The sequence below is a fragment of the Sphingobium sp. CR2-8 genome (assembly GCF_035818615.1).
Classification (GTDB): domain Bacteria; phylum Pseudomonadota; class Alphaproteobacteria; order Sphingomonadales; family Sphingomonadaceae; genus Sphingobium.
The window spans coordinates 159864-185578 of record NZ_JAYKZY010000001.1 but is presented as its reverse complement, the minus strand read 5'-3'; the positions used below and the strand labels follow the sequence as shown (position 1 = coordinate 185578).

At 64.1% G+C, this 25715-nt stretch carries 25 protein-coding genes, 1 pseudogene and 2 riboswitches; of the genes and pseudogenes, 3 read left to right on the top strand and 23 right to left on the bottom strand.

The window, feature by feature from the left end; genetic code table 11:
* Positions 1-150 precede the first annotated feature (150 nt).
* From U5A82_RS00930 to cbiE, 10 genes and pseudogenes are all read right to left on the bottom strand, one after another.
* The gene (locus tag U5A82_RS00930; protein WP_326287939.1) at positions 151-1587 is read right to left on the bottom strand and encodes an IS1182 family transposase; all 1437 of its coding nucleotides are present in this window, start codon (positions 1585-1587) and stop codon (positions 151-153) included.
* Between the two features lie 439 nt (positions 1588-2026).
* Entirely contained in the window at positions 2027-2674 is a 648-nt protein-coding gene (bluB, locus tag U5A82_RS00925; RefSeq protein WP_326288763.1) for a 5,6-dimethylbenzimidazole synthase, read from the bottom strand.
* Positions 2671-3119: pseudogene (gene cobO / locus U5A82_RS00920) on the bottom strand (cob(I)yrinic acid a,c-diamide adenosyltransferase); the annotation flags it as partial. The pseudogene cobO and the gene bluB, both read right to left, overlap by 4 nt.
* Positions 3096-3290, bottom strand: a complete 195-nt coding sequence (locus tag U5A82_RS00915; RefSeq protein ID WP_326287937.1) for a cob(I)yrinic acid a,c-diamide adenosyltransferase — start codon at positions 3288-3290, stop codon at positions 3096-3098. The gene U5A82_RS00915 and the pseudogene cobO, both read right to left, overlap by 24 nt.
* Entirely contained in the window at positions 3280-4044 is a 765-nt protein-coding gene (gene cobF, locus U5A82_RS00910; RefSeq protein WP_326287936.1) for a precorrin-6A synthase (deacetylating), read from the bottom strand. The genes U5A82_RS00915 and cobF overlap by 11 nt, the downstream gene beginning before the upstream one ends.
* Positions 4041-4763 carry a uroporphyrinogen-III C-methyltransferase gene (gene cobA / locus U5A82_RS00905; RefSeq protein WP_326287935.1) on the bottom strand — a complete coding sequence of 241 codons (723 nt, stop codon included), beginning with the start codon at positions 4761-4763 and terminating at the stop codon, positions 4041-4043. Before cobA ends, cobF begins: the two co-directional genes overlap by 4 nt.
* Positions 4760-6121, bottom strand: a complete 1362-nt coding sequence (locus U5A82_RS00900; protein WP_326287934.1) for a cobyrinic acid a,c-diamide synthase CobB — start codon at positions 6119-6121, stop codon at positions 4760-4762. The genes cobA and U5A82_RS00900 overlap by 4 nt, the downstream gene beginning before the upstream one ends.
* Positions 6118-6903, bottom strand: a complete 786-nt coding sequence (gene cobM / locus U5A82_RS00895; RefSeq protein ID WP_326287932.1) for a precorrin-4 C(11)-methyltransferase — start codon at positions 6901-6903, stop codon at positions 6118-6120. Before cobM ends, U5A82_RS00900 begins: the two co-directional genes overlap by 4 nt.
* Positions 6900-7280 carry a cobalamin biosynthesis protein gene (locus U5A82_RS00890; RefSeq protein ID WP_326287931.1) on the bottom strand — a complete coding sequence of 127 codons (381 nt, stop codon included), beginning with the start codon at positions 7278-7280 and terminating at the stop codon, positions 6900-6902. Before U5A82_RS00890 ends, cobM begins: the two co-directional genes overlap by 4 nt.
* Positions 7277-8485 carry a precorrin-6y C5,15-methyltransferase (decarboxylating) subunit CbiE gene (gene cbiE, locus U5A82_RS00885; protein WP_326287930.1) on the bottom strand — a complete coding sequence of 403 codons (1209 nt, stop codon included), beginning with the start codon at positions 8483-8485 and terminating at the stop codon, positions 7277-7279. The genes U5A82_RS00890 and cbiE overlap by 4 nt, the downstream gene beginning before the upstream one ends.
* Here cbiE and U5A82_RS00880 point away from each other — a divergent pair.
* Positions 8484-9245, top strand: a complete 762-nt coding sequence (locus U5A82_RS00880; RefSeq protein ID WP_326287929.1) for a cobalt-precorrin-6A reductase — start codon at positions 8484-8486, stop codon at positions 9243-9245. The two genes, cbiE and U5A82_RS00880, sit on opposite strands and share 2 nt — an antisense overlap.
* Here the strand turns inward: U5A82_RS00880 and cobJ are convergent.
* From cobJ to U5A82_RS00825, 11 genes are all read right to left on the bottom strand, one after another.
* Positions 9212-9970 carry a precorrin-3B C(17)-methyltransferase gene (cobJ, locus tag U5A82_RS00875; protein ID WP_326287928.1) on the bottom strand — a complete coding sequence of 253 codons (759 nt, stop codon included), beginning with the start codon at positions 9968-9970 and terminating at the stop codon, positions 9212-9214. The two genes, U5A82_RS00880 and cobJ, sit on opposite strands and share 34 nt — an antisense overlap.
* Positions 9967-10695, bottom strand: coding sequence for a precorrin-2 C(20)-methyltransferase (cobI, locus tag U5A82_RS00870; RefSeq protein ID WP_326287926.1), 729 nt, complete (start codon positions 10693-10695; stop codon positions 9967-9969). The genes cobJ and cobI overlap by 4 nt, the downstream gene beginning before the upstream one ends.
* On the bottom strand, positions 10692-11321 hold the full coding sequence (locus U5A82_RS00865) for a precorrin-8X methylmutase (RefSeq protein WP_326287924.1): 630 nt from the start codon (positions 11319-11321) through the stop codon (positions 10692-10694). The genes cobI and U5A82_RS00865 overlap by 4 nt, the downstream gene beginning before the upstream one ends.
* A complete protein-coding gene (locus U5A82_RS00860) occupies positions 11321-12451 on the bottom strand; it encodes a cobalamin biosynthesis protein CobG (protein WP_326287922.1) in 1131 nt (376 codons plus the stop codon). The genes U5A82_RS00865 and U5A82_RS00860 overlap by 1 nt, the downstream gene beginning before the upstream one ends.
* A complete protein-coding gene (cobN, locus tag U5A82_RS00855) occupies positions 12448-15732 on the bottom strand; it encodes a cobaltochelatase subunit CobN (protein ID WP_326287920.1) in 3285 nt (1094 codons plus the stop codon). The genes U5A82_RS00860 and cobN overlap by 4 nt, the downstream gene beginning before the upstream one ends.
* A 9-nt stretch (positions 15733-15741) precedes the next feature.
* Positions 15742-16779 carry a cobalamin biosynthesis protein CobW gene (gene cobW, locus U5A82_RS00850; RefSeq protein ID WP_326287918.1) on the bottom strand — a complete coding sequence of 346 codons (1038 nt, stop codon included), beginning with the start codon at positions 16777-16779 and terminating at the stop codon, positions 15742-15744.
* Positions 16780-16961: 182 nt separating this feature from the next.
* Positions 16962-17185: riboswitch (cobalamin riboswitch) on the bottom strand.
* 129 nt (positions 17186-17314) lie between these two features.
* A complete protein-coding gene (locus U5A82_RS00845) occupies positions 17315-17683 on the bottom strand; it encodes a hypothetical protein (protein ID WP_326287916.1) in 369 nt (122 codons plus the stop codon).
* Between the two features lie 43 nt (positions 17684-17726).
* Complete coding sequence (locus U5A82_RS00840) at positions 17727-18773, bottom strand: HoxN/HupN/NixA family nickel/cobalt transporter (RefSeq protein WP_326287914.1); 1047 nt, start codon at positions 18771-18773, stop codon at positions 17727-17729.
* Entirely contained in the window at positions 18770-20317 is a 1548-nt protein-coding gene (locus tag U5A82_RS00835) for a peptidase (RefSeq protein ID WP_326287912.1), read from the bottom strand. Before U5A82_RS00835 ends, U5A82_RS00840 begins: the two co-directional genes overlap by 4 nt.
* Before the next feature lie 2 nt (positions 20318-20319).
* Positions 20320-22461, bottom strand: a complete 2142-nt coding sequence (locus U5A82_RS00830) for a TonB-dependent receptor (RefSeq protein WP_326287910.1) — start codon at positions 22459-22461, stop codon at positions 20320-20322.
* 172 nt (positions 22462-22633) lie between these two features.
* Positions 22634-22868: riboswitch (cobalamin riboswitch) on the bottom strand.
* Positions 22869-23272: 404 nt separating this feature from the next.
* Positions 23273-23770: a hypothetical protein gene (locus U5A82_RS00825; RefSeq protein ID WP_326287908.1), complete on the bottom strand. Its 498-nt coding sequence runs from the start codon at positions 23768-23770 to the stop codon at positions 23273-23275.
* Between the two features lie 62 nt (positions 23771-23832).
* Between U5A82_RS00825 and U5A82_RS00820 the strand changes: the two genes are divergently transcribed.
* On the top strand, positions 23833-24012 hold the full coding sequence (locus U5A82_RS00820) for a hypothetical protein (protein ID WP_326287906.1): 180 nt from the start codon (positions 23833-23835) through the stop codon (positions 24010-24012).
* Positions 24009-24239 carry a hypothetical protein gene (locus U5A82_RS00815; protein WP_326287904.1) on the top strand — a complete coding sequence of 77 codons (231 nt, stop codon included), beginning with the start codon at positions 24009-24011 and terminating at the stop codon, positions 24237-24239. Before U5A82_RS00820 ends, U5A82_RS00815 begins: the two co-directional genes overlap by 4 nt.
* Here the strand turns inward: U5A82_RS00815 and U5A82_RS00810 are convergent.
* Positions 24218-24979: an imm11 family protein gene (locus U5A82_RS00810; protein WP_326288762.1), complete on the bottom strand. Its 762-nt coding sequence runs from the start codon at positions 24977-24979 to the stop codon at positions 24218-24220. The genes U5A82_RS00815 and U5A82_RS00810 overlap by 22 nt on opposite strands.
* 168 nt (positions 24980-25147) lie before the next feature.
* Positions 25148-25711, bottom strand: a complete 564-nt coding sequence (locus U5A82_RS00805) for a TetR/AcrR family transcriptional regulator (RefSeq protein WP_326287899.1) — start codon at positions 25709-25711, stop codon at positions 25148-25150.
* Positions 25712-25715: the final 4 nt, after the last annotated feature.

The following is a 25715-nucleotide window of genomic DNA, read 5'->3' as shown; positions in this document are numbered from 1 at the left end:
CAGCGGCATGTCGTGTGGCGGAGAGCCGAAGAGCGCTGGGCTCTTGAGATGCTGGTTTTTCGGCGTGGAAGGCTTGGAGACGGTCTGGATCGGCCATATCGGGACGTATGACGCGCTGCGGCGTCGAGAACGGTGAAGGGCGCGCCCATTTCAGGCCCTCACGGCGCGTAGCAGGGCCGGAATACCGAGGATGTTGATGGCCCGCCTGAGATTGTAGGCGAGCGCTGTCAAGCTGAACTCGGCATTGACGTTAGCGAGCCCCCGCATGAGGAAGGCACCCTGGTTCATCCACTGTTTTATGGTGCCAAAGGGATGCTCAACCGTCTCGCGTCGCCGGTCGATGATGTCGGGCCGGACAGCAAGCCGTTCCGCCATGCGCTCGAGCACGGCTTCGCCTTCCCAGCGGTCGATGGTCCGCCGTACACCTGACGCGCATTGAGGTTTGAGAGCACAGTCCCGGCACGCCCGCGCATTCCCGTAACGGACGTTCACATGCCCGTTCTTTTGTGAACGCGTATAGGGATCGAGGCGCTGGTCGCCAGGGCAGATGTAGCAATCCTCCTCGGCGTAGTACCGAAACTCGCTCTTCGCGAAATAGCCCTCATTGATGCCGGGGCCGCGTTGTGGGCGCATGACATAGGGCATGACGCCGACATCCTCGCAGGCGGCGATATCTTCGCCTTTATAATAGCCCTTGTCGGCAACGGCATCGATCTGCTCGACACCCAGTATCTCGCGTGCGGCGCTGGCCGTCTGCGCCAGAAAGCCCAGATCGCTGCCGGAGTTGGTGACATATTGTTCGACGATGAGCTTGTGCCGGTCATCGACCGCGACCTGCGCATTATAGCCCACGCCGACCTTGGGACTGGTCGCCATCCCGCGTGCGTCGGGATCGGTAAGCGACAACTGGCTTTCTCCACTTGCGACAAGATCGGCCAGCATCGCACGGTGCAGTTCACGCCGCTCCCGCATTCGTGCGATCTTCGCTTCCAGCGCCGCTACACGGCGGGCGGCGCCCTCTGCCTCGGTTTCGGCGCGATCGGCGAGGTCGAGACGGGCCAGATACTCCTCGATCCGCTCGTCTGCGAGCTTGATCCATCCGGCCAGCTTCTGGCGGGTGAAGTTGCGCTTGCGGCTGTTCACCGCCTTGAGCCGCGTGCCGTCCACCGCCACCAGTTCACTCCCGAACAGATCGAGGCGGCGGCACAGCAGCACGAAGGATCGGAAGAGCGGCTTGAACGCCGCGCGGTTCGTCCTGCGGAAATCCGCGATCGTACGGAAATCGGGACGTAGCCCGCCGAGTAGCCAGATCACCTCAAGGTTGCGCGCCGTCTCGGCCGCCAGGCACCGGCTTGACCGCACGCGATTGAGATAACCATAAAGATAAAGCTTCAGCAGATCGGCGGGGTCATAGCCGGGGCGCCCTGTGGGCTTGGGCAGCGAGCGGTCAAAGCCAAGCTCGCCAAGATCCAGATCATCGACGAACGCAGCGATAAAGCGCACCGGGTTGTTCGCCCCGACATAGTCGTCAACCGACGCCGGCAGCAGTAGCATCTGATCGCGCGAATGTCCTTCGATGTAGCCCATGCCCGATCATACCGCACACGCAACCATACGGGAATCCGCTCCGCAGTTTTCGGACGGACTGACATAGCGGGCGGCGGCTATCGCCTGTTTGTAGAGCATAGGACCAAGAATGGCTACCACCGGCGAGAGCAGCATGGCTCCCAGCGGTCAACTGGCGTTGGGAAGGACAACCGTTGGAGTGCGCAGCGTGCACTCCAACGGGCATGCCACGCCTATGAAGGACTGATTGTCTCCCTCATAAGAAGCCGTTCAAGGATGGTCGCAAAGTACGGGGGCGCCTCTTCCATCGGGTAGTGGCCGGAATTGGGAATAGTCTCCACGGTCAGGTCGTTAAACCAATCTCGGAACATGGGGGCCACGGTTGCTTTATCCAGACCCGGATCTTGACCCCCCATCCTCCACCGGTATCAGCATGATGTCGTTGTCTTTCTATTGGAAATCATCGTTCGAACACCCGGTCGCTCCACGGCTCACGCGGCTGCCATCCACGCCTTTCCAGTTCGGGAGCGTCGGAAACATGCGCCGGATAACCGATGCACAGCAGCGCGATCAGCGACCAAGTGGCGGGAACGTCGAGCAGACCATGGATGGCCGGTGGATCAACAATCGACACCCAGCCAAGGCCAAGCCCGCGCAGCCGCGCTGCCAGCCACAGATTGTGGATCGCCAGCACGCAGGAATATCGCAGCATTTCGGACATGGTGGCAATGCCAAGGCCGTGTCCCGCCTCGGGCTGTTCGTCACAGAACACCGCGATCACCTCGGGCGCCTCGCGCAGTCCGTGCAGCTTGAGCGACAGGTAGTGATCGTACCGTGCCTGCCCGGCATATCGCTCCGCCGCATGGGCGCTTTGCCCGTCGGCATGAACGGCCAGCGCCTCCCGTGTGTCCGGCGACCGCACGCGCACAAAGCGCCACGGCTGGGCATTGCCGACCGACGGCGCTAGCGCGGCGCAGGCCAGCAGCGCACACATGTCCTCGTCCGCCACGGCGCGACGGTCGAAATGTCGCACGTCGCGCCGCCAGCGCAGCAATTGCGTGAATTGCTTCGCAAATTCCTTGTCGAACAGAGGCGGGGCGTCGCTCAGAACTCAATCCCCGCTTGCGCCTTCACGCCCGAACGGAACGGGTGCTTGACCATGGTCATCTCGGTGACAAGGTCAGCCACCTCGATCAGCGCGTCGGGGGCATTGCGGCCGGTAACGATCACATGCTTCATCACGTCGCGCGCGGTCAACACCGCAACCACTTCATCGACCGGCAGATAGTCATACCGCAGCACGATGTTCAGCTCGTCGGCCAGCACCATGTGATCGCTGGGGTCGGTAATCATGCGCTTGACCTCGTCCAAACCGGCGCGGGCCGCCGCGATGTCGCGCGTGCGGTCCTGCGTGTCCCACGTGAAGCCCTCACCCATCGGCTTGAATTCGACTGGGTCGGGAAAGGCGTCGAACACGGTCTTTTCACCGGTCGTCATCGCCCCCTTGACGAACTGGACCACACCCACTTTCATCCGTGACCGATGGCGCGAACCATCATGCCCAGCGCCGCGCTGGTCTTGCCCTTGCCGGTGTGGACAATCAGCAGGCCCTGTTTACGGGTCTTGCTGGCCATGACCTTGGCCTGCGCGCTCTGCTTCTTGCGCATCTTTTCGGCGTGGCGAGCATCGTCGCCCAACGCTTCCACTTTGCTATCAGTTTCCATCAATGTGTTCCTTTCGCATGAGATAGACATCCATGATCCAGCCATGGCGCTCGCGCAGTTCAGCCCGGCGCGTGACTATCCGAGGAGCGGCTTCAGCAAGCGCCCCCTGTTCCAGCGCTTCATGCGCCATACCCAGATAGGCGCCCCACCAGATGGTAATGCCCTGCGGCTCCAACACCTCGAAGGCAGCGCCACTGTCGAGCATGACGACGATCGTGTCCGCCCCGTCGGGCCAGCCGTAGCTGCGTAGCCTACGCCCGGTGGTGATCGTCACCGCTCCCGCAAGGGAATTGAGCGGAATGGCATGCGCGGCAGTCAGCAGCTGGATGCTGGTGATGCCGGGCACAACGCTCACATGCATCGCAAGGCCGCCAGCTCTGAGCTTTTCGGCAATTCGCAAAGTGCTGTCATACAGCGACGGATCGCCCCAGACGAGCAGCGCCAACCGTCCGCCCCCAGGCAAATGCAGGGCAATCCCGGCGCGCCATGCCGCGCCGATAGCGTCGTGCCAATTGTCCACCGCACGCGCATAATCGCCACCTGCATCGCGAACGGGCATGTCAAATTCGACAATATGCACAGGGCGGGTCAACACCTGCCCACAAATGGCTAGACGCAGATCGACCAGATCGGACTTGGCGCTGCCCTTGCGCGGAAGCAGGATCAGATCGGCGTTGTTCATCACCTGCACGGCCTGCGCAGTCAGGTGATCGGGATTGCCCGTGCCGATGCCGATGAGAGCAAGCTCGATCATGCTTCCTCCAGCAATGGGCCGTAAAGGATCAGGGCCGGGGCGCTTCCCCCGCCCTCAGCCAGCACGCCAGCCAACCCGGCAACCGAGCTGCGCGTGAGACGCTGGTCGGCGCGGCCGACATTCTCGGCCAACAACGCAGACGTTTGCGCAGGCAGCCCCGCAGCGATCAGCCCTGCGGCCAGTTCCGGGAAAGTCCGCTTGGGCATAAATACGATGGTTGTCGCTGCGGCATCGGCCAGAGCTGCCATGTTGAGATCATGCGGCAGGGTGCCTGTGGAGCCATGCCCGGTGATGAACTGGACTCGCCGGGAAAGTCCTCGCCTTGTCAGGGGAATGCCTGCAGCGGCAGCAGCCGCACTGGCGGAACTGACGCCAGGGATTATTTCGAACTTCACCCCAGCAAGCCGCAAGGCTTCTATCTCTTCCTCAAGACGGCCAAAAATCCCCGCGTCGCCGGATTTAAGCCGCACCACATGGCCGCCCCGGTTTGCATGTTCCACCAATAGCCGGTTTACGTCGGTCTGGTTGGGCGATGGCCGCCCGGCCCGTTTGCCGACATCGACCTGTATGGCGCCGGGGCGAACACGCTCGAGAATGGGACCGGCGGCCAGATCATCGAACAGCACGACATTGGCCGCCTTCAAGCGCGCCAGCGCCTTGAGCGTGAGCAGTTCGGGATCGCCAGGCCCGGCCCCCACAAAGGAAACAAAACCAGTCATGACACGTCCAGGGATTTCATTGGCGCGATCATGTGGAAATAGGTGCCGGTCACATGGCCGCGATGTGATCCGGCTTCGGCCACCGCTGCGCCTTCGGCATCGGTCACCCGGGCCAGCGGTGGGTCGCTCTGTTCGACAATGGTTGAATAGTGAAACTCGTGCCCGCGCATCCTGGTCCCGGCGACCAGGCCCGATACCGGCACCAGCAGTTCGGCATGGCGATAGCCAAGGTGCATCTTGCGCTGAGCATTGCTGGTGACCAGCCCGAGCAGCCCGGCCATCCGGTGCCGCTTGCCGCTCTTGTCGATCAACCCCTGACCCAGCACCATATAGCCACCGCATTCTCCGTGGACGGGCCGCGTTTGTGCATGGTGGCGCAGGCCGGACAGGAATGTCGCGGCAGCAGCGATCGTCCCGGCGTGCAGTTCGGGATAGCCGCCGGGCAGCCAGACCAGATCCGCGCCACGGTCAGGTTCTTCATTGGCCAGCGGCGAAAACGGCAGGATCTCCGCCCCGGCGCGCCGCCATCCTTCGAGCAAATGCGGATAGACAAAGGAAAAGGCGGCATCGCGCGCCATGGCGATGCGCTGAGCCGGAGGAGCAGGTAGCTTCCCGCCGCACCCCTGCGGCGTGGCCGCGCTCGCGTTAGCCGCCTGTCGAATGGCGTCAAGATCGACATGGGCGTGCAGGAACGTCGCAAACTCGGCAATCGCGCGATCAAGGTCGGGATGCTCCACCGCCTGAACCAGCCCAAGATGGCGTTCGGGCAGGGTCAGGTCGCCGCGCCTTGGCAAGGCGCCCAGCACGGGGATACCCACCGCCTCCATCCCCTTGCGCACCAGCCGTTCGTGGCGCGGACTGGCCACGCGGTTGAGGATCACCCCGGCAAATGGCAGTCCCGGATCAAGGCTTTTGAAGCCCAGCGCGGTGGCGGCGGCGGACTGCGCCTGCCCCGACACATCCAGAACCAGTACGATCGGCCAGCCCATGCGGCGCGCCATGTCGGCGCTGGCGCCATTGCCTGACGCACCCCTGCTGGCAACGCCGTCAAACAGCCCCATCGATCCTTCGGCCAGCACCATGTCCGCACCCGCCGCCTGCCCCGCGATGACAGCGATCAGATCGTCCTCCATCGCCCAGCTATCGAGATTGAACGACGGCCTACCACTGGCCGCGCGGTGAAACGCGGGGTCGATATAGTCTGGGCCGCTCTTGAACGGCTGCACCACCAGCCCGTCTTCGGTCAGGGCGCGCAGCAGGCCCAGCATCACTGTGGTCTTGCCGGTGCCCGAAGCGGGGGCGGCGATCATCAGGCCCGGCACAGGCGTCAATCCCGGAACAAGCAGACACGCGCTCATTCGGCCGCACCGGCAAAGCGTGACGTGGCATCCTGCGGCCGAAAGCGGCGGTCATAGCCGGGCGCGTAAAGGCTGCTTTCGGTAAAATCCTGTGCGCCCAGCACCTGCCCGACCAGAATCAGGGCGGTGCGCTCGATACTGCCCGCCACAGCCTGTTCAATGGTGGCAAGTGTGGCGCGCACGATCCGCTGATCGGGCCAGCTGGCGCGCCAGACCACCGCAACGGGGCAATCCGCGCCATAGGCAGGCGTCAGGTCGGCCACCACTTGCGCCAGATTGTGGACCGAAAGGTGAATGGCCAGCGTCGCGCCGGTCACGGCAAAGTTGACCAGGCTTTCGTCAGGCGGCATCGTGCTGGCGCGGCCCGGTGTGCGGGTCAGCACCAGCGATTGGGCCAGTGCGGGCAGGGTCAGCTCTGCCTCCAGCGCAGCGGCGGCGGCGGCAAATGCCGGGACACCGGGCGTCACGGTAAACGGAATGTCCATCGCGCGTAGGCGGCGCAATTGCTCGCCCATCGCCGACCACACTGACAGGTCGCCCGAATGCAGCCGCGCCACATCGTGCCCTTCGGCGTGGGCGGCGGCGATCTCGGCCATGATCTGGTCCAGTTCCAGTGGCGCGGTGTTTACGATCCGGGCGCCCGGCGGGCAATGATCGAGCAAGGCCACCGGGATCAGCGACCCGGCATAAAGGCACACCGGGCTGCCCGCGATCAGGTCGCGTCCGCGCAAGGTCAAAAGGTCGGGCGCGCCGGGACCGGCGCCGATGAAGTGGACGGTCATGTCGGGATTCCCTGAAGGTTGACACTGGCAGCAATGGCGCAAGTCGCCATGCGATCGGGGGAGATGTGGCGCGGCCCCAGCAGGTGTGCGCCTGCACCTGCGGCGGCCATCGCCGATGCCTCTGCCACGCTGCCGACGTTGCGGGCGGTCTGGCTGGCGATGGAGCGCGTGGGGGTGGAAACAGCGGCCAATGCATCGGCAGCGACGCCCAACAGCGGCAGGCCCAGCGCTTTGGCCAGCGGAAGCAGCGCCGCCAGCTTGTCCTGCGCCGTGGCCAGATGCGTCACGGGGGGATGCCCCTGCTGCGCCAGCGCGAATGCCGCGCGCAGCGACGGCTTCGCTGCGCCCGACCGAAAGCCGAACCCGGCGACAATCACAACGTCACACTCCATTGCACCACCGGATAGCGCGCCCGCCACCCGTGCCGGTTGCCAAGCGGCGCGGCATCGGCCAGCTCGATTCGCAGCAAACTGCCGCGCGTTTGGCCATGCCACCGCGTCAGTAGCGCTTCTGATTCCAACGTCACCGCATTGGCCACCAGCCGCGTTCTGGCGGGCAACCGCGCCCACAGCGTGTCCAGCAGTGCCTCCGACAATCCACCGCCAATGAACACTGCATCGGGCAATGGCCCCGGTGGCAAGGTATCCGGCGCCGTCCCGACGACCACTTTCAGCCGGTCAACGCCCAGCGCGGCGGCGTTGGCCCGCGCCCGATCGGCGCGCACCAGATCCGCCTCTATCGCGCAGGCCCGGTTGGCCGGGTGGGCCAGCAGCCATTCGATCCCGATCGATCCCGATCCCGCGCCAATGTCCCACAGCAGTTCACCCGCACGCGGGGCCAGCGCCGACAGGGTCAGCGCGCGCACCGGACGCTTGGTGATCTGCCCGTCGGACGCGAACCAGTGATCCGGGCGGCCCGCCGTCAATGGCAAGGGGTCACCGTGCCCGGCACAGTCGATGCCGACCGCAACCGGATGGGTGATGTCGGCGAACGACAGCGCGTCCGCCGTCACTTGGCGCACCCGTTCGCGCGGACCGCCCAGCGCTTCCAGCACATGCAGCACCGATGGGCCAAAGCCCTGCCCGGTCAGATAGCCCGCGAGCGCGGCCACCGCGTCGCCATCGCGCAACAGTGCCAGGATGCGTTGTCGCGGCGCTAGGTGGGGTGTAAGTCGCTCTAAGGGCGCGGCGTGCAGGCCAAGGCAGGCCACATCCTGAAGTGGCCAGCCCAATCGTGCGGCGGCCAGCGTGAAGGTTGAGGGCGCGGCAATCGCTACCCATTCGCCCTGATCGAGATGTCGGGATACGCTGCTCCCCGCGCCGAACCAGAACGGATCGCCGGACGCCAGCATCACCACCCGCCGCCCGCGATGGGCCAGCAAGCGCACGATTCCGTCGCTAAACGGCACTGGCCATTCGATCGCGGTACAGGTAATCGCGGGCAGCAGCGCCAGATGCCGCGCCGGTCCCATGACCACTTCGGCCTGCGCCAGCGCCGCCTGGCTCGCAGCGGAAAGGCCGTCCGGCCCGACCTCGCCGACGCCGATGATCGTCAACCACGTTAGAGGAGCGGACTTAACCATGCCCAATGTCCTCCTGCTGGGCGGCACGACCGAGGCCAGCGCGCTCGCCCGATTGCTTGCGGCGCAAGGCATTGCGGCAACGCTCAGCTATGCCGGACGGACGGAAAACCCCCGCGCTCAGCCGGTTCCGGTGCGGGTTGGCGGGTTCGGCGGGGTGGCCGGGCTGACCGATTATCTGCGCGACCATAGCGTGACCCATCTGGTGGACGCGACTTACCCCTTTGCCGCGACGATGAGCGGCCATACGGCGGAAGCCGCCCGGCGGGCGGGGGTGGCCCATATCGCGCTGACCCGCCGCGCGTGGGAGCCGGTTGCCGGGGACTGCTGGACCCGCGTTGCCGATATCGACGGCGCGGTCACCGCGCTGACCGGACAGGCCCGCAGAGTCATGCTGGCGCTGGGGCGGATGCATGTCGAAGCCTTCGCCGCCCAGCCTCAGCACCACTATCTGCTGCGCTTCGTGGACGCGCCGGAGCGGCCGCCGGGCCTGCCCCATCATACCCTGATCGTTGATCGCGGGCCATTCACTGCCGCCGGTGACAGCGCATTGATGCAGGCCCACACCATCGATCTGGTGGTGTGCAAAAACGCGGGCGGCAGTGGCGCCGAGGCCAAGCTGATCGCCGCGCGGGCGCTGGGCCTGCCGGTCCTGATGATCGACCGTCCCGCCGTTCCGGGCCGGGTAGAGGTCTATCGCCCAGAGGATGTGCTGGTGTGGCTGGGTCATTACGCCGAATCCAAGGCCGAGCGGGGGGTGTAGAGGATCGGCCCGATTGGGCGTTCGATGATCCGCGTAAGGCTCGATCCGACGATCACCATCGTGCGCATATCGGCCATGTCCGCGCGGGCCTGACCCAGCGGTACGATCCGCAAATGCTCGTCGGGCGTCGATACGGCGCGGGCGAACAGGATCGGGCGATCCGGCCCGCACACCGCGCGCAGCAATCCCAGCACGCGTTCGAAACCTTCGGGCCGGGCTTTCGACCGCGGGTTGTAGAACGCCATGGCAAAGTCAGCCTCCGCTGCCAGCCGCAGCCGCTTTTCGATCAATGGCCACGGCTTGAGATTGTCCGACAGGTTGATCGCGCAAAAATCGTGCCCCAGCGGCGCCCCCGCCCGTGCGCTGGCGGCCAGCATCGCCGTGATGCCCGGCAACACCTGGATAACGAGATCGCGCCAGAGGTCCGGACCAGCCTCCAGCGCCTCGAACACGGCTGCAGCCATGGCGAACACGCCGGGATCGCCAGAGGACACCACCACCACGCGTCGCCCCTGCGCCGCGAGGTCCAGCGCCTGGGCCGCGCGATCCAGTTCCACCCGGTTGTCGGAGGGGTGCAGCGTCAGCCCCTCACGCGGGGCGATGCGCGCCACATAGGGGATATAGCCGATAACATCGCTCGCCCCGGCTAGAGCGGCGGTGACTTCGGGGGTCATTAGCGCCTCGTCACCCGGTCCCAGACCGGCGATGGATAGCCAGCCGCTCATGGACGGCGCCCTTGGCCATGAATTAGGAGGATCGAGAAATAGGGTGTGACGCTGGTCGCCTCAATCAACCGCGTGACACGCTGGCCGGGTATGGCGGCGTGTTCGACCAGCCAGGCCGCGTCCTCACGCCCCGCCGCTGCCACCGCACGGCGCAATTTGGGCAGGTTGCGCCCGATCTTCATCACCACCAGCGCATCGGTATCGCGGATGCGCCGCGCCAGTTCGTCCTCGGGCAGGGTCGCCATCGCAATGGTCAGCACGTCATCGCCCCAGGTGATGGGAATGTCGGTCGCGTTCCAAGCCCCGGCCATGCCGGTGATGCCCGGCACCACCGCCACCGGGACGACGCCCGCCAACCGGCCATGAAGATGCATGAACGAGCCATAGAAAAACGGATCACCCTCGCACAGCACGACCACGTCCACGCCCGCCTGCGCCAGCGCGCCCAAGCGGGCGGTGCATTCGGCATAGAAGGTTGAGAGACAGTCGTTGTAGCGGGGGTCGGACAGCGGAATTTCGGTCGTCACCGGATATTCCATCGGGATTTCGATCACGTCGGCGCGCAACATGCCCTCGACAATCCGCCGCGCCTGTCCCGGTCGCCCGGCCTTGCGGAAATAGGCGACATGGCGCGCCCCGCGCACCAGCCGGTCGGCGCGCACGCTCAACAGATCGGGCGAGCCGGGACCAAGCCCGACGCCATGGATGGTTCCCGTGATGCTCATTCGGCGCGGCTTGCCAAAGCGTTGATTGCCGCGACCGTGATCGCGCTGCCGCCCAGCCGTCCCGCGACGATGCAGCACGGCACTGGCAGTGCGTCCCACAGTGCGGCCTTGGATTCGGCCGCGCCGACAAAACCCACCGGGCAGCCGATGATCGCCGCCGGGCGCGGGCAATCTGGGTCTTCCAGCATGTTCAGCAGATGAAACAGCGCGGTCGGCGCATTGCCGATGGCCACCACCGCACCCGCCAGATGCGGCCGCCACAGTTCCAGCGCGGCGGCGGAACGGGTGTTGCCCATCGCCCGCGCCATGTCAGCAACTGGCGGCGCATTGAGCGTGCAGACGATCGGATTGCTGGCCGACAGGCGCGCGCGGGTGATCCCTTCGGATACCATCCGCGCATCGCACAACACCGGCGCGCCGGCTGCCAGCGCGGCGCTGGCCGCTTGTGCAAAGCCGGGCGAGAAGCGGATATGCGCGGCGAGGTCCACCATCCCGGCGGCGTGGATCATGCGCACCGCCACTGGTTCTTCGTCCGCCGAAAAGTGCGCCAGATCGGCTTCGAGGCGGATCGTGGCGAAGGACTGGCGATAAATGAACGCGCCATCGGTTTCATAGATATGGGGCATCAAGCGGTTCCAAAATGGGCAAGAATGTCGGCCGGGCCAAGCGCGGAGCGAACCGCAGACCCTCCGGCGCGCGCGTTAAGGGAAAGATCGAACAGGCCATCCCGGCCGGTCAGCGTGACATCGGCGGGACGCGGGTGGGCGCAGCCCTTGGCACAGCCCGAAACATGCAGCCGTCCGGTGACATGCGGGGCAAGGCGGCGGGCAAGATCGCGGGTTTCAACCGTGGCCTGGGGGCAGCAGGGCGCGCCCGGGCAGGCATCGACATGCAGCAGCGGATCGGCAGGATCGCTGAGCAGACCCGCGGTATTCACGGCGGGCGCGCCTTCCACCAACAGCACGCGCCATGGTGTGATCCGCACCGCTGCGGCTGATGATGATTTCATCGCCCCGGTCAGTATCCGCGCCTCTATCCGGCCGAATGGCAGGCCATAAGCCTCGCCCAGATCATGGACGCCGGGCACGATGCGAGCGGCCGACGGCGCGGGCACAATGTCACCGCAGGCCCATTCGGGCAGGGGAACCGTGTGCCGCGCCATGCGCCCGGCTTCAGCGCCCCCACTGGCGGCAAACCAGTGGGCGAGCGCGATCAGCGTGTCCACTTCCTGACCTGCGGCAACCGTCACACCGGTGGCGCGACCATCGGCGCGCAGGATCAGGTGGCCATCGCCGCCGCGCTCGATGCGGAAATCGCCCGCATCGCCACCGAGAATACATGTCTGACCGGCGTCGATGACAAAACCCGCCTTGCCCGGCAGATCGGGCAGTTCATCCAGCCGGTTTAGCAACGCCCCCGCAATCCGCTGGTTGTCATCCCCCGCCCGCCAATCCGGCGCGATCAGGACATTTCGCCGCTGTTCGATCATGGGGTCACCGTCCACCAGATCCAGCGCCTGCAAGCGGTCGAGCAGCACCTGCCAACCGCTTTCGCGCACCCCGCGAAGCTGGAGATTGGCGCGAGCGGTCACGTCGATCAGGGCATTGCCGTGCGCGCTGGCGGCCTCGCACAGGCCCAGCACTTGTGTGCGGGTCAGGCGGCCAAGCCGGGGCTTTACCCGCATCAGCAGCCCGTCGCCCGCCATCATCGGGTGCCATGAATTGGGGCACCAGCCTTTCACCTCAGGGCTGGTCATGTCCAGCCCTCGAAACCGGGCAGGCTGGCGAGAATGGAATTGCGCCGGGTCTGCCACAGCCCGGCGGCATGGAGCGCGGCAAAGCGGGCTTCCATCGCCGCCAGCGCGCCGGGGTTTTCGCGATCGAGGAAGGCGCGAACATCGACACGTCCCAGCGTCGCATCGTGATACAAGTCGAACAGATGCGGCGGCACGCTGCCCGAAAGATGGGCAAAGGCAGCCATATGGTCCAGCGTTGCGGCCAGTTCCGCGCCTCCGCGAAACCCGTGCCGCATCATGCCTGCAACGTAGCCGGGATGCGCGGCACGGGCACGGACCACGCGGGCGATCTCTTCGGTCTGGGTGCGCGCGGCCGGATGCAGCGGGTCGCGATTGTCGAGGTGATAGAGCGCCGCCGTGCCGCCCATCAGCGCCTTGGCAGCGGCAAAGCCCGCCTCATGCGCGGCATAGTCGGCGGCCAGCAACAGATCGCTTTCGGGCAAGTCTTGAAGATGGACAAAGGCGTCGGCCCCCTCCACGCGCTGACGCAGACCATCTGGATCGGGGATGGCTCCGATTGCATCAAAGGTCGCGTCGAACGCATGGTCCGATGCCGCCAGCCAAGCCTCTCCCGCCGTGCGCCGGGCCGCAGCAGTATAGACCTCGGCCGCATCGCCAAGGCCAATTCCATAGCTGCCGGGCGCCGGACCATAGACGCGCGGGGCCGCCGCCTGCCCCGCAAACGGGTTCCAGTCCGCCGGTTCGTCCCGCAAACACAGGGCGCGCACCGCCTGTCCGAACAGCATCGGCAGCGTCGGGAAAGCATCGCGGAACAGGCCGGAAACGCGCAGGGTCACGTCGATGCGAGGCCGGTCGAGCAGCGCCAGCGGCAGGATCTCGACACCCGTCACCCGTTCGGATGTCATGTCCCACAGCGGTTTTGCGCCCAGCAGGTGCAGCGCCATGGCGAATTCCTCGCCCGCCGTGCGCATCGTGGCCGATCCCCACAGGTCGACCACCAGCCCGCGCGGATAATCGCCATGATCCTGCAAATGCCGCCGGATCAGTTCTTCGGCCAGTGTTACGCCCTGGGCATGGGCGGCGCGCGACGGCACCGCGCGGGGGTCTATCGCATAGAGGTTGCGCCCGGTTGGCAGCACATCGCTGCGCTCGCGGAAGGGGGAGCCGGACGGACCGGCAGGAACGCGCCGTCCGTCCATTGCGCCCAGCAATCCTGCCCGTTCGGCCGCCCCCTGATCGCCACGCCCGAACACGTGCAGCCCGTCTCCGAACTGGCTTTCCTTCACGTCGCAAACAAAGCGATCGATCCGGGTGATCGCCTCGACTAGCGTAGCCGCGCCATCGAGCCCCAGTTCCGCCTCCAGCCCCAGCACTCGCGCTTCCTCGCGGATGGTCTGTTGCAAACGGTCGCGGCGGGCGGGGTCCAGCCCGTCGGCATTGGAGAATTCATCTAGCAGCGCCTCGATCCGGGCCAGCCCCGCCCCGCTTTCGCTTTGCACCAGGGGCGGCGGGACATGCCCGATGGTGACGGCGCCGATGCGCCGCTTGGCCTGCGCGGCTTCGCCCGGATCGTTGACGATGAAGGGATAGATCACCGGTGTCGCGCCGGTCAGCGCCTCGGGCCAGCAGGCGTCGGACAAGGCCACCGATTTGCCCGGCAACCATTCCAGCGTGCCATGCGCGCCGATATGAACCAGCGCGTCCACGCCCCGTTCGCGCAGCCACAGATAGAACGCGACATAGCTATGGCGCGGGCAGCGGGACAGATCGTGATAGTCCCCGTCGCGATGGGCGCGCTCGCCCCGTTCGGGCTGCAACGCGACCAGCGCATTGCCGACAGACAGCGCGGCAAATTGAAAGGCGCCATCGACCACGGCCACATCGGTCTCCGGCTCGCCCCACGTGGCGTAAAGCTGCGCGCGCAAGGCTTCGGGCAGCGCCGCCAATGCCTTGCGATATTCGGTCAGCGACGTGCGCAGATGCTCGCTGGCAAGGCGCACGGACAGATCGGTCCGGGCATCTGTGAGATATCCCGCTTCGGAAAAATCGGACAATATCGCCTCGGCAGAGGCGAGCGCATCCAGCCCAACGGCGTGGGCCATCTGGTATGCCTTGCCGGGATAAGTCGACAGGATCAGGGCGACGCGCCGGTCGCCCACCGGACTTTGCGCAAGTGCGACCCAGCCCGCCACCCGCGCGGCAATCGCCTCGATCCGGTCGGGATCGGCGCGATGAATGGTGCGGGCAAAGCCTAGTGCGGGATCGCGCGCACCCGCTTCCTTGAAGCTGGCGACCCCGGCAAAGACCCGGCCATCAATCTCGGGCAAGACCACGTGCATGGCGAGGTCTGCAGGGGACAGCCCACGCGAAGTCGCTGCCCAGCCGGCGCGGCCCGATGTGGCCAGCGCCAGTTGGAACACGGGAACACCCGCGCCATCGAGCGGGGTATCGCCATCCTGGCCGCGCGCGGAAAAGGCGGTGGCGTTGATAATTGCCGCCGGGCCAAGGCCGCACACCCAGCGGTCCACCTGATCGCGCACTTGCGGAGCCTTCAGCGAGGGGACGAAAATCGACAGCGCGTCAAAGCCGTGCCGGTCGAACGCGGCATGGAGGGCGGCAAACGGGTCCAGATCGTGCGCGGTCAGGTACGAACGATAGAACACGATCAGGACCAGCGGCCGGGCTGGATCGCGCGCAAAGGATTCGGGATCGACCACGCCCAGATCGGGATGCCACCCACCCGCCATCGGCAGCGGCTGGCATGTTTGGGCAGGGGCGTCGATAAGCCCTGCCAGCCGCGACAGAGCGACCAGCGCGGCCTGTGCCGCCTCCATGCCGCCTGCGTCGCACCATTGCGCAAGGTCGCGCAGCGCGGGCACTGGTACGGTCGAAGCCGCATCCAGCCGCGCGTCCTCAAAACCGTCGCCGGGCAGCACGGCCAGCGCGATGCCGCGCGACCGGGCGAGCGCCTCGACCTGTTGCAGTCCATAGCGCCAATAGGGCGTTCCGCCAATCAGCCGGATTAGGACCGCCTTTGCGCCCGACAGCGTCCGTTCGACATAAGTATCGACCGACAATGGATGGATCAGCGCGGCCAGATTGGCGAGTTGCAGCGAAGGAAACGCTGCGTCGGCCGTGCGGGCATGGTGCCACGCTGCCGCGAACGCCCCAAGGTCGCTGTCCGAAAAGGACAGCACCACCAGATCCGCAGGCTCTTGCCCCAGATCCTGCGGGACGGCGGTTTCCTCCATCCCATGGGTTTCGCGGAAGATGACGTGCATGGCCTGCGCCTACGCCAGCAGCACTGCGCGAATGGCCTCGGCATCGACATGATCGTGTTCGGCAATGGCGACCAGTGTGGTGCGGCGCGGCTCATCCGGGCGCCATGGGCGATCGTACTGGTAGCGCACCCGCGCGCCCACCGCCTGCACCAACAGCCGCATCGGCTTGCCCGCCACGGCAGCATAGCCCTTTACGCGCAGGATATGGTGATCGCGCGCCAGCGTCTCGATCCGCGTGACCAGCGGCGCCGGATCGGCGATCTCGCCCCATTCGACCACGGTGCTGTCAAAATCATCATGCTCGTGGTCGTCCTCACCATCGTGGTGCGACGGGCGCGCGGCGATGTCGGCCTCAGCGGCGGCATCAAGGCCAAGAATTACGCACGGATCGACCACGCCTTCGGTCAGTTCGATCACCGGCACCGCGCGGCTGATCTCCGCCGCGATGATCGCGCGCGCGGAGGCAACGCCTTCGGGTCCAGCCAGGTCGACCTTGGTCAGGAGGATCATGTCGGCGCAGGCAAGCTGATCCTCGAACACTTCTGACAGCGGCGTCTCGTGATCGATGCTCGGATCTGCGGCGCGCTGCGCGTCGAGCGCGGCCACATCGGGCGCAAACCGTCCCGCTGCAACCGCCTCGGCATCGGCCAGCGCCAGCACGCCGTCCACGGTGATACGGCTGCGGATCGCGGGCCAGTCGAACGCCTTGAGCAGCGGCTTGGGCAGGGCGAGGCCAGACGTCTCGATCAGGATGTGATCCGGGCGCGGATCGAGCGCCAGCAGCTTTTCCACCGTCGGGATGAAATCGTCCGCCACGGTGCAGCAGATGCAACCATTGGCCAACTCGACGATATTTTCCGCCGGGCAATCGGGAATGGCGCAGGATTCCAGAATTTGGCCATCCACGCCCAGCGAGCCGAATTCGTTTACCACCACGGCCAGCCTGCGGCCGCCGGCATGGCGGATCAGGTGGCTGATGAGCGTGGTCTTCCCGGCGCCCAGAAAGCCCGTGATGATCGTGACCGGCACCTTTGACAGTTCGGGCATGGTAACTTCTCCGCGCGCCAGAGCGAGACACGGCGAGGCTTGCCGGACAAGTCCGGTCGGCGCGCGACGACGGGCGGGCGCGACAAAGCACCCGTTACCACGCAACCCGTGCAGCCCCAGCCACACAGCTTCGTCGCTCAGACGGAGAGTTACCGTGCCGTGACCATACCCTGGATCAGGCAAGAGCGACCGGTGCGCCGGCAGGTCTCCTGGCTCGCGGGTCACAGCTTGATGCACGCCTTCCCAGACTTGCGCCAAGCGCGGTCCAGTGGCTGCTCCTGAATTCAGGAGCATGTGCATCGCGCTATCCGCTTACAGTTGCAGGGACAGCCACGGATTTGGAAGAAAGCTTCCGCACCGCATTCCCGATTAAGCCCTTGCGGGCACCGGCGCGATCATCGAAGGGCGAGTTGCCTCGTTCCTTCACCGCACACCCTAGACGAAAACAGATGCCAAGCCAATTGACGTTGTTGCCTCATCCGTTTCGCACCACCGCCTTATCTCGGTTGGGATGTCTGCCAGACGCTCGATCCCATCACAACGATAGGTCCAGACCGTTATCTCGGTTATCCGTTTTTCTGATTCTGGGAGCGCCTGACCGGGGCAATCGGCCATCCTTGGCCCACCGGAACCGCCCGCGAGACGTAATCCCGAGAATATCCTCAACCCGTCGTTGGCTGAGAGGTTTGCACGTTATCTGGAAAAGTCGCTCCCTTATGCCGTGGGCGAGATCTTCAGCGGCCTGCCTCAAATCCTGAGCAAAGACACGGCTTCGGCCGGATTTCGCGAAAATTTCTGTAGAACGCGCCATCAGCATTCGGATCACTGCGTCCCGCTCGCCGCGATATACGCGAAGCCCGAGCGGCATAAGGACATCGAGATCGATCGAGACGGTGAAGGACATGCCGTCGCGCCTGAGTATGACGCAACAATCCACCCGTTGACGGTCAGGCAACGACTGTGACCTCGATCTCGTCCAAGCGTTTCCAGCGGTAGATCGCAAAGCTGGCGAGCCAGCACAGCACGAACAGTCCGATGATGGCGAAGCCGAGGCTGTTGAAATTCTCGCCCAGTTTGGCGGCAAGGCTCCAGGGCCACCCCTTCAGATCAAGTTTGTCACCTATCAGGGCCAGCGTCTCGATCCCGCCGATGACAATGGCCACGATGGCCGAGATCAGGGTGATGGTGATGTTGTAATAGAGCTTGCGGATCGGCTTTACGAAAGCCCATTCATAAGCGCCCAGCATCACCACGCCGTCCGCCGTATCGATCAGAGCCATACCGACCGCGAACAGCGCGGGCAGCACCAGTATCGTGCCGATCGACAGGCCATTGACCGCCTGGCTGGCCGACATGCCCAGAATGGCGACTTCGGTTGCAGTATCGAACCCCAGCCCGAACAGAAAACCCAGCGGGGCCATATGCCAACTTTTGTTCACGAGACGGAACATCGGCCTGAACAACCGCGAGAGCAGGCCGCGACCACCCAGCAGCAGGTCCAGATCGTCGTCAGCATAGTGGCCGCCCGCGCGAACATGGCCAAACGTCCGCCAGACCGAGCGAAGGATGACCAGATTCATGCCCGCGATGGTGAACAGGAAAATCGCGGAAATTACGGTCGCGACCACGCTGCCGATTTCCTTGAAGACACCGAACCCCGACAGCGCGCTGGCCGTCACAGCGATGGTGATAGATGCAATCGCAATGATGCCGGAATGCCCGATCGCAAACCAGAAACCGACCGAAACCGGGCGCTGACCATCTTGCATCAATTTGCGCGTCACATTGTCGATGGCCGCAATATGATCGGCATCGACCGCGTGACGCAGGCCAAGTCCCCACGCTAGCACGGCGGTGCCCAGCATCAGGGGCTGCGCATGAAACAGGCTATAGGCCCAGATCCACACGGCAATGTTGGCGGCAATCAACCCCGTAAACAAAGCGCCGATCCGGCGGCGCAAGGATAGGGACGCCGATGCGACAGATGCGATCATGACGGACTCCGTGAACGAAGGAAAAATGGGCGGCGTGAGCGCCGCCGCCGGATACGCCGCAAGTCGCGGCCAAGTTTGCGCAGGCCCATCCACGCCCCGGTGCCGCAGACCAGCGTGACCGCCGCCAGCAAGGGCAGGATAAGGATGTAGCGCAGCGAACCTTGGCGCAGGCCGGGCAGGTCAAAGCTGTGCGGCGCGTTCCACAGCCAGCGTCCGGCGCGTCCCCTGCCATCGACTGCACGCAGCAAAGTGCCCGATGCCCCGTCAATATAAAGACGCGTGGTCTGCGGATCGGCCAGCACCGCACGCCACACCGGCAATCGCACCGGCTGCTTGTGGGCATAGTAATAGCTGTCGCCCGCAGGCAGCAGATCAAGCGAGGCGACGCGCGGGCCGTTCCGCAATGCTGCCGCCACATCCGCCTGCGTCAGGGGCGCTAGCCTGCCCGCACTGTCGATCCGCACCCTGCGCCCATCGGCGGCAATGGCCACCAACGCCAGTTTCCCGCCGAGTGGGGCGCTTTCCACCCGGACCGTATCGCTGGGGAACTGGCTGGCCAGCGCGGTTCGCATGTCGGCCCAGAGCATCGATCCGGCCAGACGCTGACGTTCGATCAGTCCGGCCTCACTGTCGAACAGCCCCCATGGGCTCATCGAGAACAACCCGCTGCCGACCCACGTCAGCGTGAGCAGGCCAAACACCAGCCCGGCCATATGATGCCCCCACCACAGCCCGCGATAGGGCGAGCCGAACGCTCCGTCCTTGCCGCGTCGCAAGCGGCTGATCCCGATCCAGATTCCGGTGACGGTCAGGAAGCAACCGGTCAGCGAAGTCCAGATGACCACCTGGCTCCACGCCGCCGGGTTCTGGCGCAGCACCGTCGGGTAAAGCCAGTGCGGCACCGCGCCCAGCCAGCCCCAGAACCGCTCAAACCGTGTGGTCTGCTGCACGATTTCGCCAGTCAGGCCCGCGATATAGGCCGTCGATCCTGCGGCATCGGCATAGTCGACCCGGTACAGCGGGCGGTTGGCGCGAAAGGCTTGAACGGTCCATTGATCGACTGAAATCGGTGTGATCGCGGTTACTGCTCCGGCAATGCCGACGTTTCGCCCGAATTCCGCCCCGACCTTGCCAAGGTCTTTACGGGACAGCAGCGCCAAGGGCGACCCGGACGCAAGGTCATAGTTCTGCGGTGAGGCGCGCATCTGCCAGATCGCGCGCGCATCGCTTTTTTTGGGGACCACCCGCAGCACCGGCCTGCCCGCGACCATCTCAAGCCGGGCCGAAGCCAGTCTGGCATCAGGTGCCAGCCCAATTCGGGCCAGACTGCCACCGGTCGGCAAGTGCAAGGGAGACAAGCCCCGCAGTTGCTCGGTCGGCAGCAGCCGTGGATAATCGACGAAAAGCATCACGAACCCGGTGAGGCACCATAGCGTCATCACCGTACCGATGATGACGCCCATCCAGCGATGCATGAGGAGCAGCGCCCGCAACAGCCGCCCCCGCCTGCGCGCCACCACCACAGGTTGCGTGCCGTCATGCACGGTCAGAACCGCGCGCTGATCGACACATCAATCGAGCGTGGTCGCCCGATTAGCCACTGCTCGTCATTATAGGTGGTGGTCGCGTAATCCTTGTCGAACAGATTATAGGCCCGCAGGTTTGCCGCGACATTCTTCGTCACCGCAAACGAAATGCTCCCATCCACCACCGCGTAGCCAGGCACCCGGAATTGATTGGCGTTGTCGGAGTAAGTCTTGCCGACATAACGCAGGCCAAGGCGTGTCTGGAGACGTCCAGTCACATTGTAACGCAGCCAGAGATTAGCTGTGGCTTCGGGCACATTGGGCGGAGTTTTACCGTTGAACGACGTGCCACCGCTCAGGAACTCGTCGAAACGCGCGGCGAGGATCGTCCCGTTGGCATCGATCCCGAAGCCCCCGGGAAGATCCAGCGTCAGCGAGGCCTCCAGCCCTTTCGCCGAACGTTGCCCTACTTGGTCCTGCCTTGGTGGGAGGCTGCCCGGAACCGTGACAAGCAGGTTCTTCTTGACGATCCGGTAGGCCACGAAACTCGCCAATCCGCGTCCGCCAAGGAAGCTGGCCTTGATGCCGGCCTCGATCTGATCGCCCGTGCTGTTCTTGAACGCGGCCTGCCCGATGGAGAAGGTGATCAACGAACCGAGCGGATCGACCGCCGTCGCATACTGACCGTAAAGCGATAGTGCAGGGCTCGGTTGGTAGACCGCTCCTACCCGCCAGGTGACATTGTGCAGCGTCTTGTCGAGTCGCAACGTCTCGGTCGCCACGCCGACGGTATCATAGCTGTTGACGTAGCGTTTGATGTTGGCGTGGTCGTAGTTGATCCCGACCGACAGCGACAATTGATCGCTGAGTGTCAGGCGGTCTTCCGCGAAGAAGGAATATTGCCGCGTCCGGGTGCGATATTGGGGTCGCACACCGAACGTGTTGTAATAGAGGCCCGGGTCAAACACGAACGGATCGACCGGATCGGCGAAACCGGCAGGTGCCGGATCGGAATCGAAATCGTTCGCGTGCCTGAAACTGATTGCGTTGACGTCGAAGCCAACCAGCAACTCGTTTGTCAGGCCACCCCATTCGCTGCGGATCGTGACGTCGCCCTGATTGCCGACCTGGGTCTGACGATGGTCGATGCCGAACAAGTCGAACCGGTCGATCCTCCCCGTGACGCCGTTCCAGAAATAGCTCTCCAGATTGCGCCACTTGCGATCGGTGGTCAGCCGGTAGGCGGTGTTGCGGACGCTGATGTCGGCGCTAGGCACCCATTCTATCTTAAGGGTGGTCCGGTTGTCCTTGAAGCGCATCAGCGCGTCGGTGACGTTGTAGTTTCGGCGCTTGTTGCGATCATTGATTCTGCCATTGATCAGCGGCGTACCGAAATAGGGCATCGGCTCCTGGTCGCTGTAATCGTCGGACAGGGTGATGGTCAGCCTATCGCTGGGGCGTAGCTGCACCGAGCCGGATATGGCCAGCCCCTTCGAATTCCCGCGATCGACCCAGCCGTCCGACTGTGTACGGCTGATGTCGAAATGATAGGCGATCAGCTCGTTGACCGGCCCACCAACGCTGGCCGCGATGCGCCAGCTATCTTGGGAACCGTAACCGGCTTCCGCTTCGAACTCGGTGCGGTCAGTATTCGGCTTCTTCGAAATGACGTTGACGGCGCCCCCGATCGCACCCTGGCCGTAAAGGACCGATGCAGGGCCGCGCAGCACCTCTATTCGCTCCACTGTCCAGGGATCGGTTGGAAAAGTCACCGTTCCCGCACCGGGATAGAGGCGAACACCGTCATAGAGTTGCATGACGGATCCGGGTCCGCTAAAGCCCCGTGCGGCAAGACCAGTGCCTCCGTTGCCCGGATTGGCCACCGAACTTATGCCCGTCGCCCGCGTTACCGCATCAATGATCGAGATATCCCCGCGCGCGCGGATAACGTCGCCCGACAGCGTCTCGACACTGGCCGGCGTCTCGAGGATGGTCAGACCGAGACGACTTCCCGTTTGCGTAGGAACATTAGCATCGTCGGTGCGAGTGCCCAGCACGAGGATATCGGACTTGTCGGCTCCCTCTGATGCATCTTCGGCATGGGCAAAGGCAGGCAAAAGGAGCGCGGCGAGCGCGGTGCTGGAAAGAATAGTCTTGATCACAAATCGTCCTCTGGCGTCTTGCGACGTGGCCGGGGCAAACCCGCGCGAACGGGCGACACGCGCGGCGGTCGAACGCCATGGGCGACCAACGCACGTCTCCGATGCGGCCCCCGCCGCTCGTTCGTCGCTCAGACGGAGTTCACCGTGCCGCGGCCATCCTCTGGACCAAGGCAAGAGCGACCAGACGCCGGCAGGTCTCCTGGCTCGCGGGTCACAGCTTGATGCACGCCTTCCCAAACCTCGCATGATTTAGCGTCCGGCCCAGTGGCTGCCCCTTCAAAGAGAGACTATGTGCATCGCGCTATCCGCTTACAGTTGCAGAGACAGCCGCGGATTTGGAAGGAAACCCTCCGCACCGCATTCCCGATTAAGCCCCTTTCGGGGACACCGGCGCGATCAATGAAAGCGGATGTAGCCCCGCTTTCAAAGCTTCGCATAGTGGAACAGCCTATCAATGCCAAGCCTGTCACAGGGCGCTATCAAAATTGGGGCAGTTTGCTGGGAGCGTCCGCTTCAGTTCGCGGCAACAAGGTTGACCAATCCGGCAACTTCGAAATCAACATCTCGATAATGACATCGTGTCTCGGAATGAGCCGCTCGAAATGAAACGCGTTCGCGCCTTCTTATCCGATACCGCGCGCTTATAGAAAGCCCGTCTGAGCTTCAGCCTGATCGCCCTCATGTCCATGGTCACGAGCATTACGCTAGCTCTCAAGAGGCAATGACAGCTGATAGCCTATTCGATCCTAGTCAAAAAAACGCGCCGTTGCCGACGCGATGATTTCTCTCGGACGTTCGATTTCCAGCCCACCTAGCAGACAACTAGGATTTCGGCGTGCCAACCATCGGGCTTCATGTGGGCGACGTAGTTGGTCAGCCAGTCAAAACCCAGGCGAGGTAGAACAGCGTCACTGGCGCGCGCGGCCCTAGGCAAATCGATCTCGACCGACAGCCTCGGCTTGGCCGTGAGCCCCGGCGGCACGCCGTCGTAAGTCAGCGCATCTCTGAGCGGGCCGCAGTTGGCCGCTTCGAACCCGGCGCGCGTCTGAACGATCACGCTGCCTGCGGGACCGGAGCGGACGACGGCAGGCTCCTCGCGAACCTCGCCATTCTTGGGATACCGCCGCCGCAGAACGACGGGTCGGCCGAGCGCGCGAGCATAGAGGCTGCCCGGCGACAGCAATTCGGCGTCGAGGTTCTTCTCGCGCGCGCCGCCCGGCAGACCGAGCAAGATCGCACTCTCGAGCAACATGCCACCGGCGACGCCTTCGGAGCGGATGACGGCCTTACCCGCCGGAAGGTCGATCATCCGGCGCTCCGTGATCAGCGCGTATCCAGACAAACCTCAAGGCGATCTCAGCCAACCGCACCGTGATCATCATCGCGCACCGGCTGTCGGCCGTCCGGCAATGCGACAATCTGATTTCCTTGGAAGCCGGGCGGATCGTCGAGCGCGCTTCCCACGAGGAACTCCTGCGCAACAACGGCCGCTATGCCGATCTCCACCGGCGCCAGAGCGGCGGCGGCGTCGCGCAAGGTAACACGGCATGAGCGGATGGCGCCATCACTGGGACGTGCTGAAGGAAGCGCTAAGGGCCGACCGCGAGCGGCCCAAAATCTTTGTACCTTCCCGTGAATCCGATTTCCTCCCCGCCGCGCTCGAAGTCACCGAACGTCAGGCCGGGTCAAGGACTGGAGCATGCGCCCTCCTGTCGGCAAACATGGCGGACGGCGGCTATCGCCTGATTTCCGATATTCAGGTTTCCATCATGCGATAGGAATCGGGAACGCGAATGCCAGACTTCTCAATCTCTGCCCGCAACGCATCCGAAAAGCACAGCAAAATGTTAGTGAAACTCCGCTCCCGCCACAAATTCGCATTTCCAAAATTTTCTGCTGAAAGGGCTAGTCCAGAAATGCCTCTATTCAATTCTTTATAAGAATAAGTATTCGGATACTCTGGACCGTAGCCGCTCCACGAATCCCCCTGACTGTTCTCTGGCAAAAAGCTGTCAATAAATTGACCGATGACCATTGTGTAATATTGTCCGGGATAAATTTGACCGCGCGGCATGCGAATCTCAATCGGGAAAAACTGATGGATTCCGGGTTCAAGTCGCTCGATTATTTCTTTCAGGGCCTCATCCACTGCCACGATACCATCGTTCAACTCGATCAATGACCCGAGTGTTTGATAGCTCTTTTCGGCTGCAAAAGATCGCGGTGCCTCGTGGGGTTCAACCGGCCTGAAAGGCGGATAGTCCGGACTCCCCGGCCTCACCGTTCCCCGCTCTCTCGTAAATTTTCCGACAACAAAAGTGCCGTAGTTTCCGGCTCCATAACCGACGTGATTGTCGCCATAGTCGAACAGCCTCCGCTGCTCGTCAGGAATCTGCGCCAAGTAGTGAAGGCGAAGACGCTCGCTCCATCGACCATCCCGCGCCTTGGCGTCGAACTCAAAATCTCCGTCCGGCCAAAATTCACCGAAGTTGGAAGGTAAACTCATTCCCCAAACCATCACGCTGCCTCCTGCGCGCCGAAAAGGCTCGCAAAATCTCCGATATCTGAAAACTGATACTGGCAAGGCGTTAAGGTCTGCCTGTCATTGAACCGCCTGACGCCAAACACACGGCGGGCGACATGGCGGCAACCGCCTGATTTTCGATCATGGGCTGTGGCGGGCACGTTATTCCGGCAGGAGGCCAGCGGTGCGGTAAATATTGATTACCGAATCGTAGACCGAAATGTCTGCCCGGCTTCTTGATAGAAGTTGTGCGCCGACGATCGCCGCGAATATTGCACGTGCTTTCTGCTCGTTTACTTTGGAAGCAGCAAGCGCCGCAGCGGCCAGTTGTCTGCTCAGCCACGCGATGTTGACGTCGGCAAAAGCCTGAACCTCCTTCTTTATCGGTGCTGGCAGATCATCATACTCAGCGGCCATAAAGCTTCCAAGGCACATCCTGTTATCATTCTCCAGTGCCTTGCGAAACATATTGGGGTAGCGGCGCAGACTTTCGAGCGGGTCCTGCGTCTGGTCGGACAGCACGTCCAAAGCAGCGGCTGCGTCCTCCCAATAACGCCTTGCCACTGCAGCACCAAGTTCCGCTTTGGCCGGAAAATAATAGTGGATGCTGGCCGCCTTAATGCCGACCTCCGCTGCCAAATCGCGAAAGTTTAGCCCGCCATACCCATGTGCCTGAGCAGTTCGCCGTGCAGCATCCAGGATCAGTTCTCTTGTATTTACGGTCATCTGA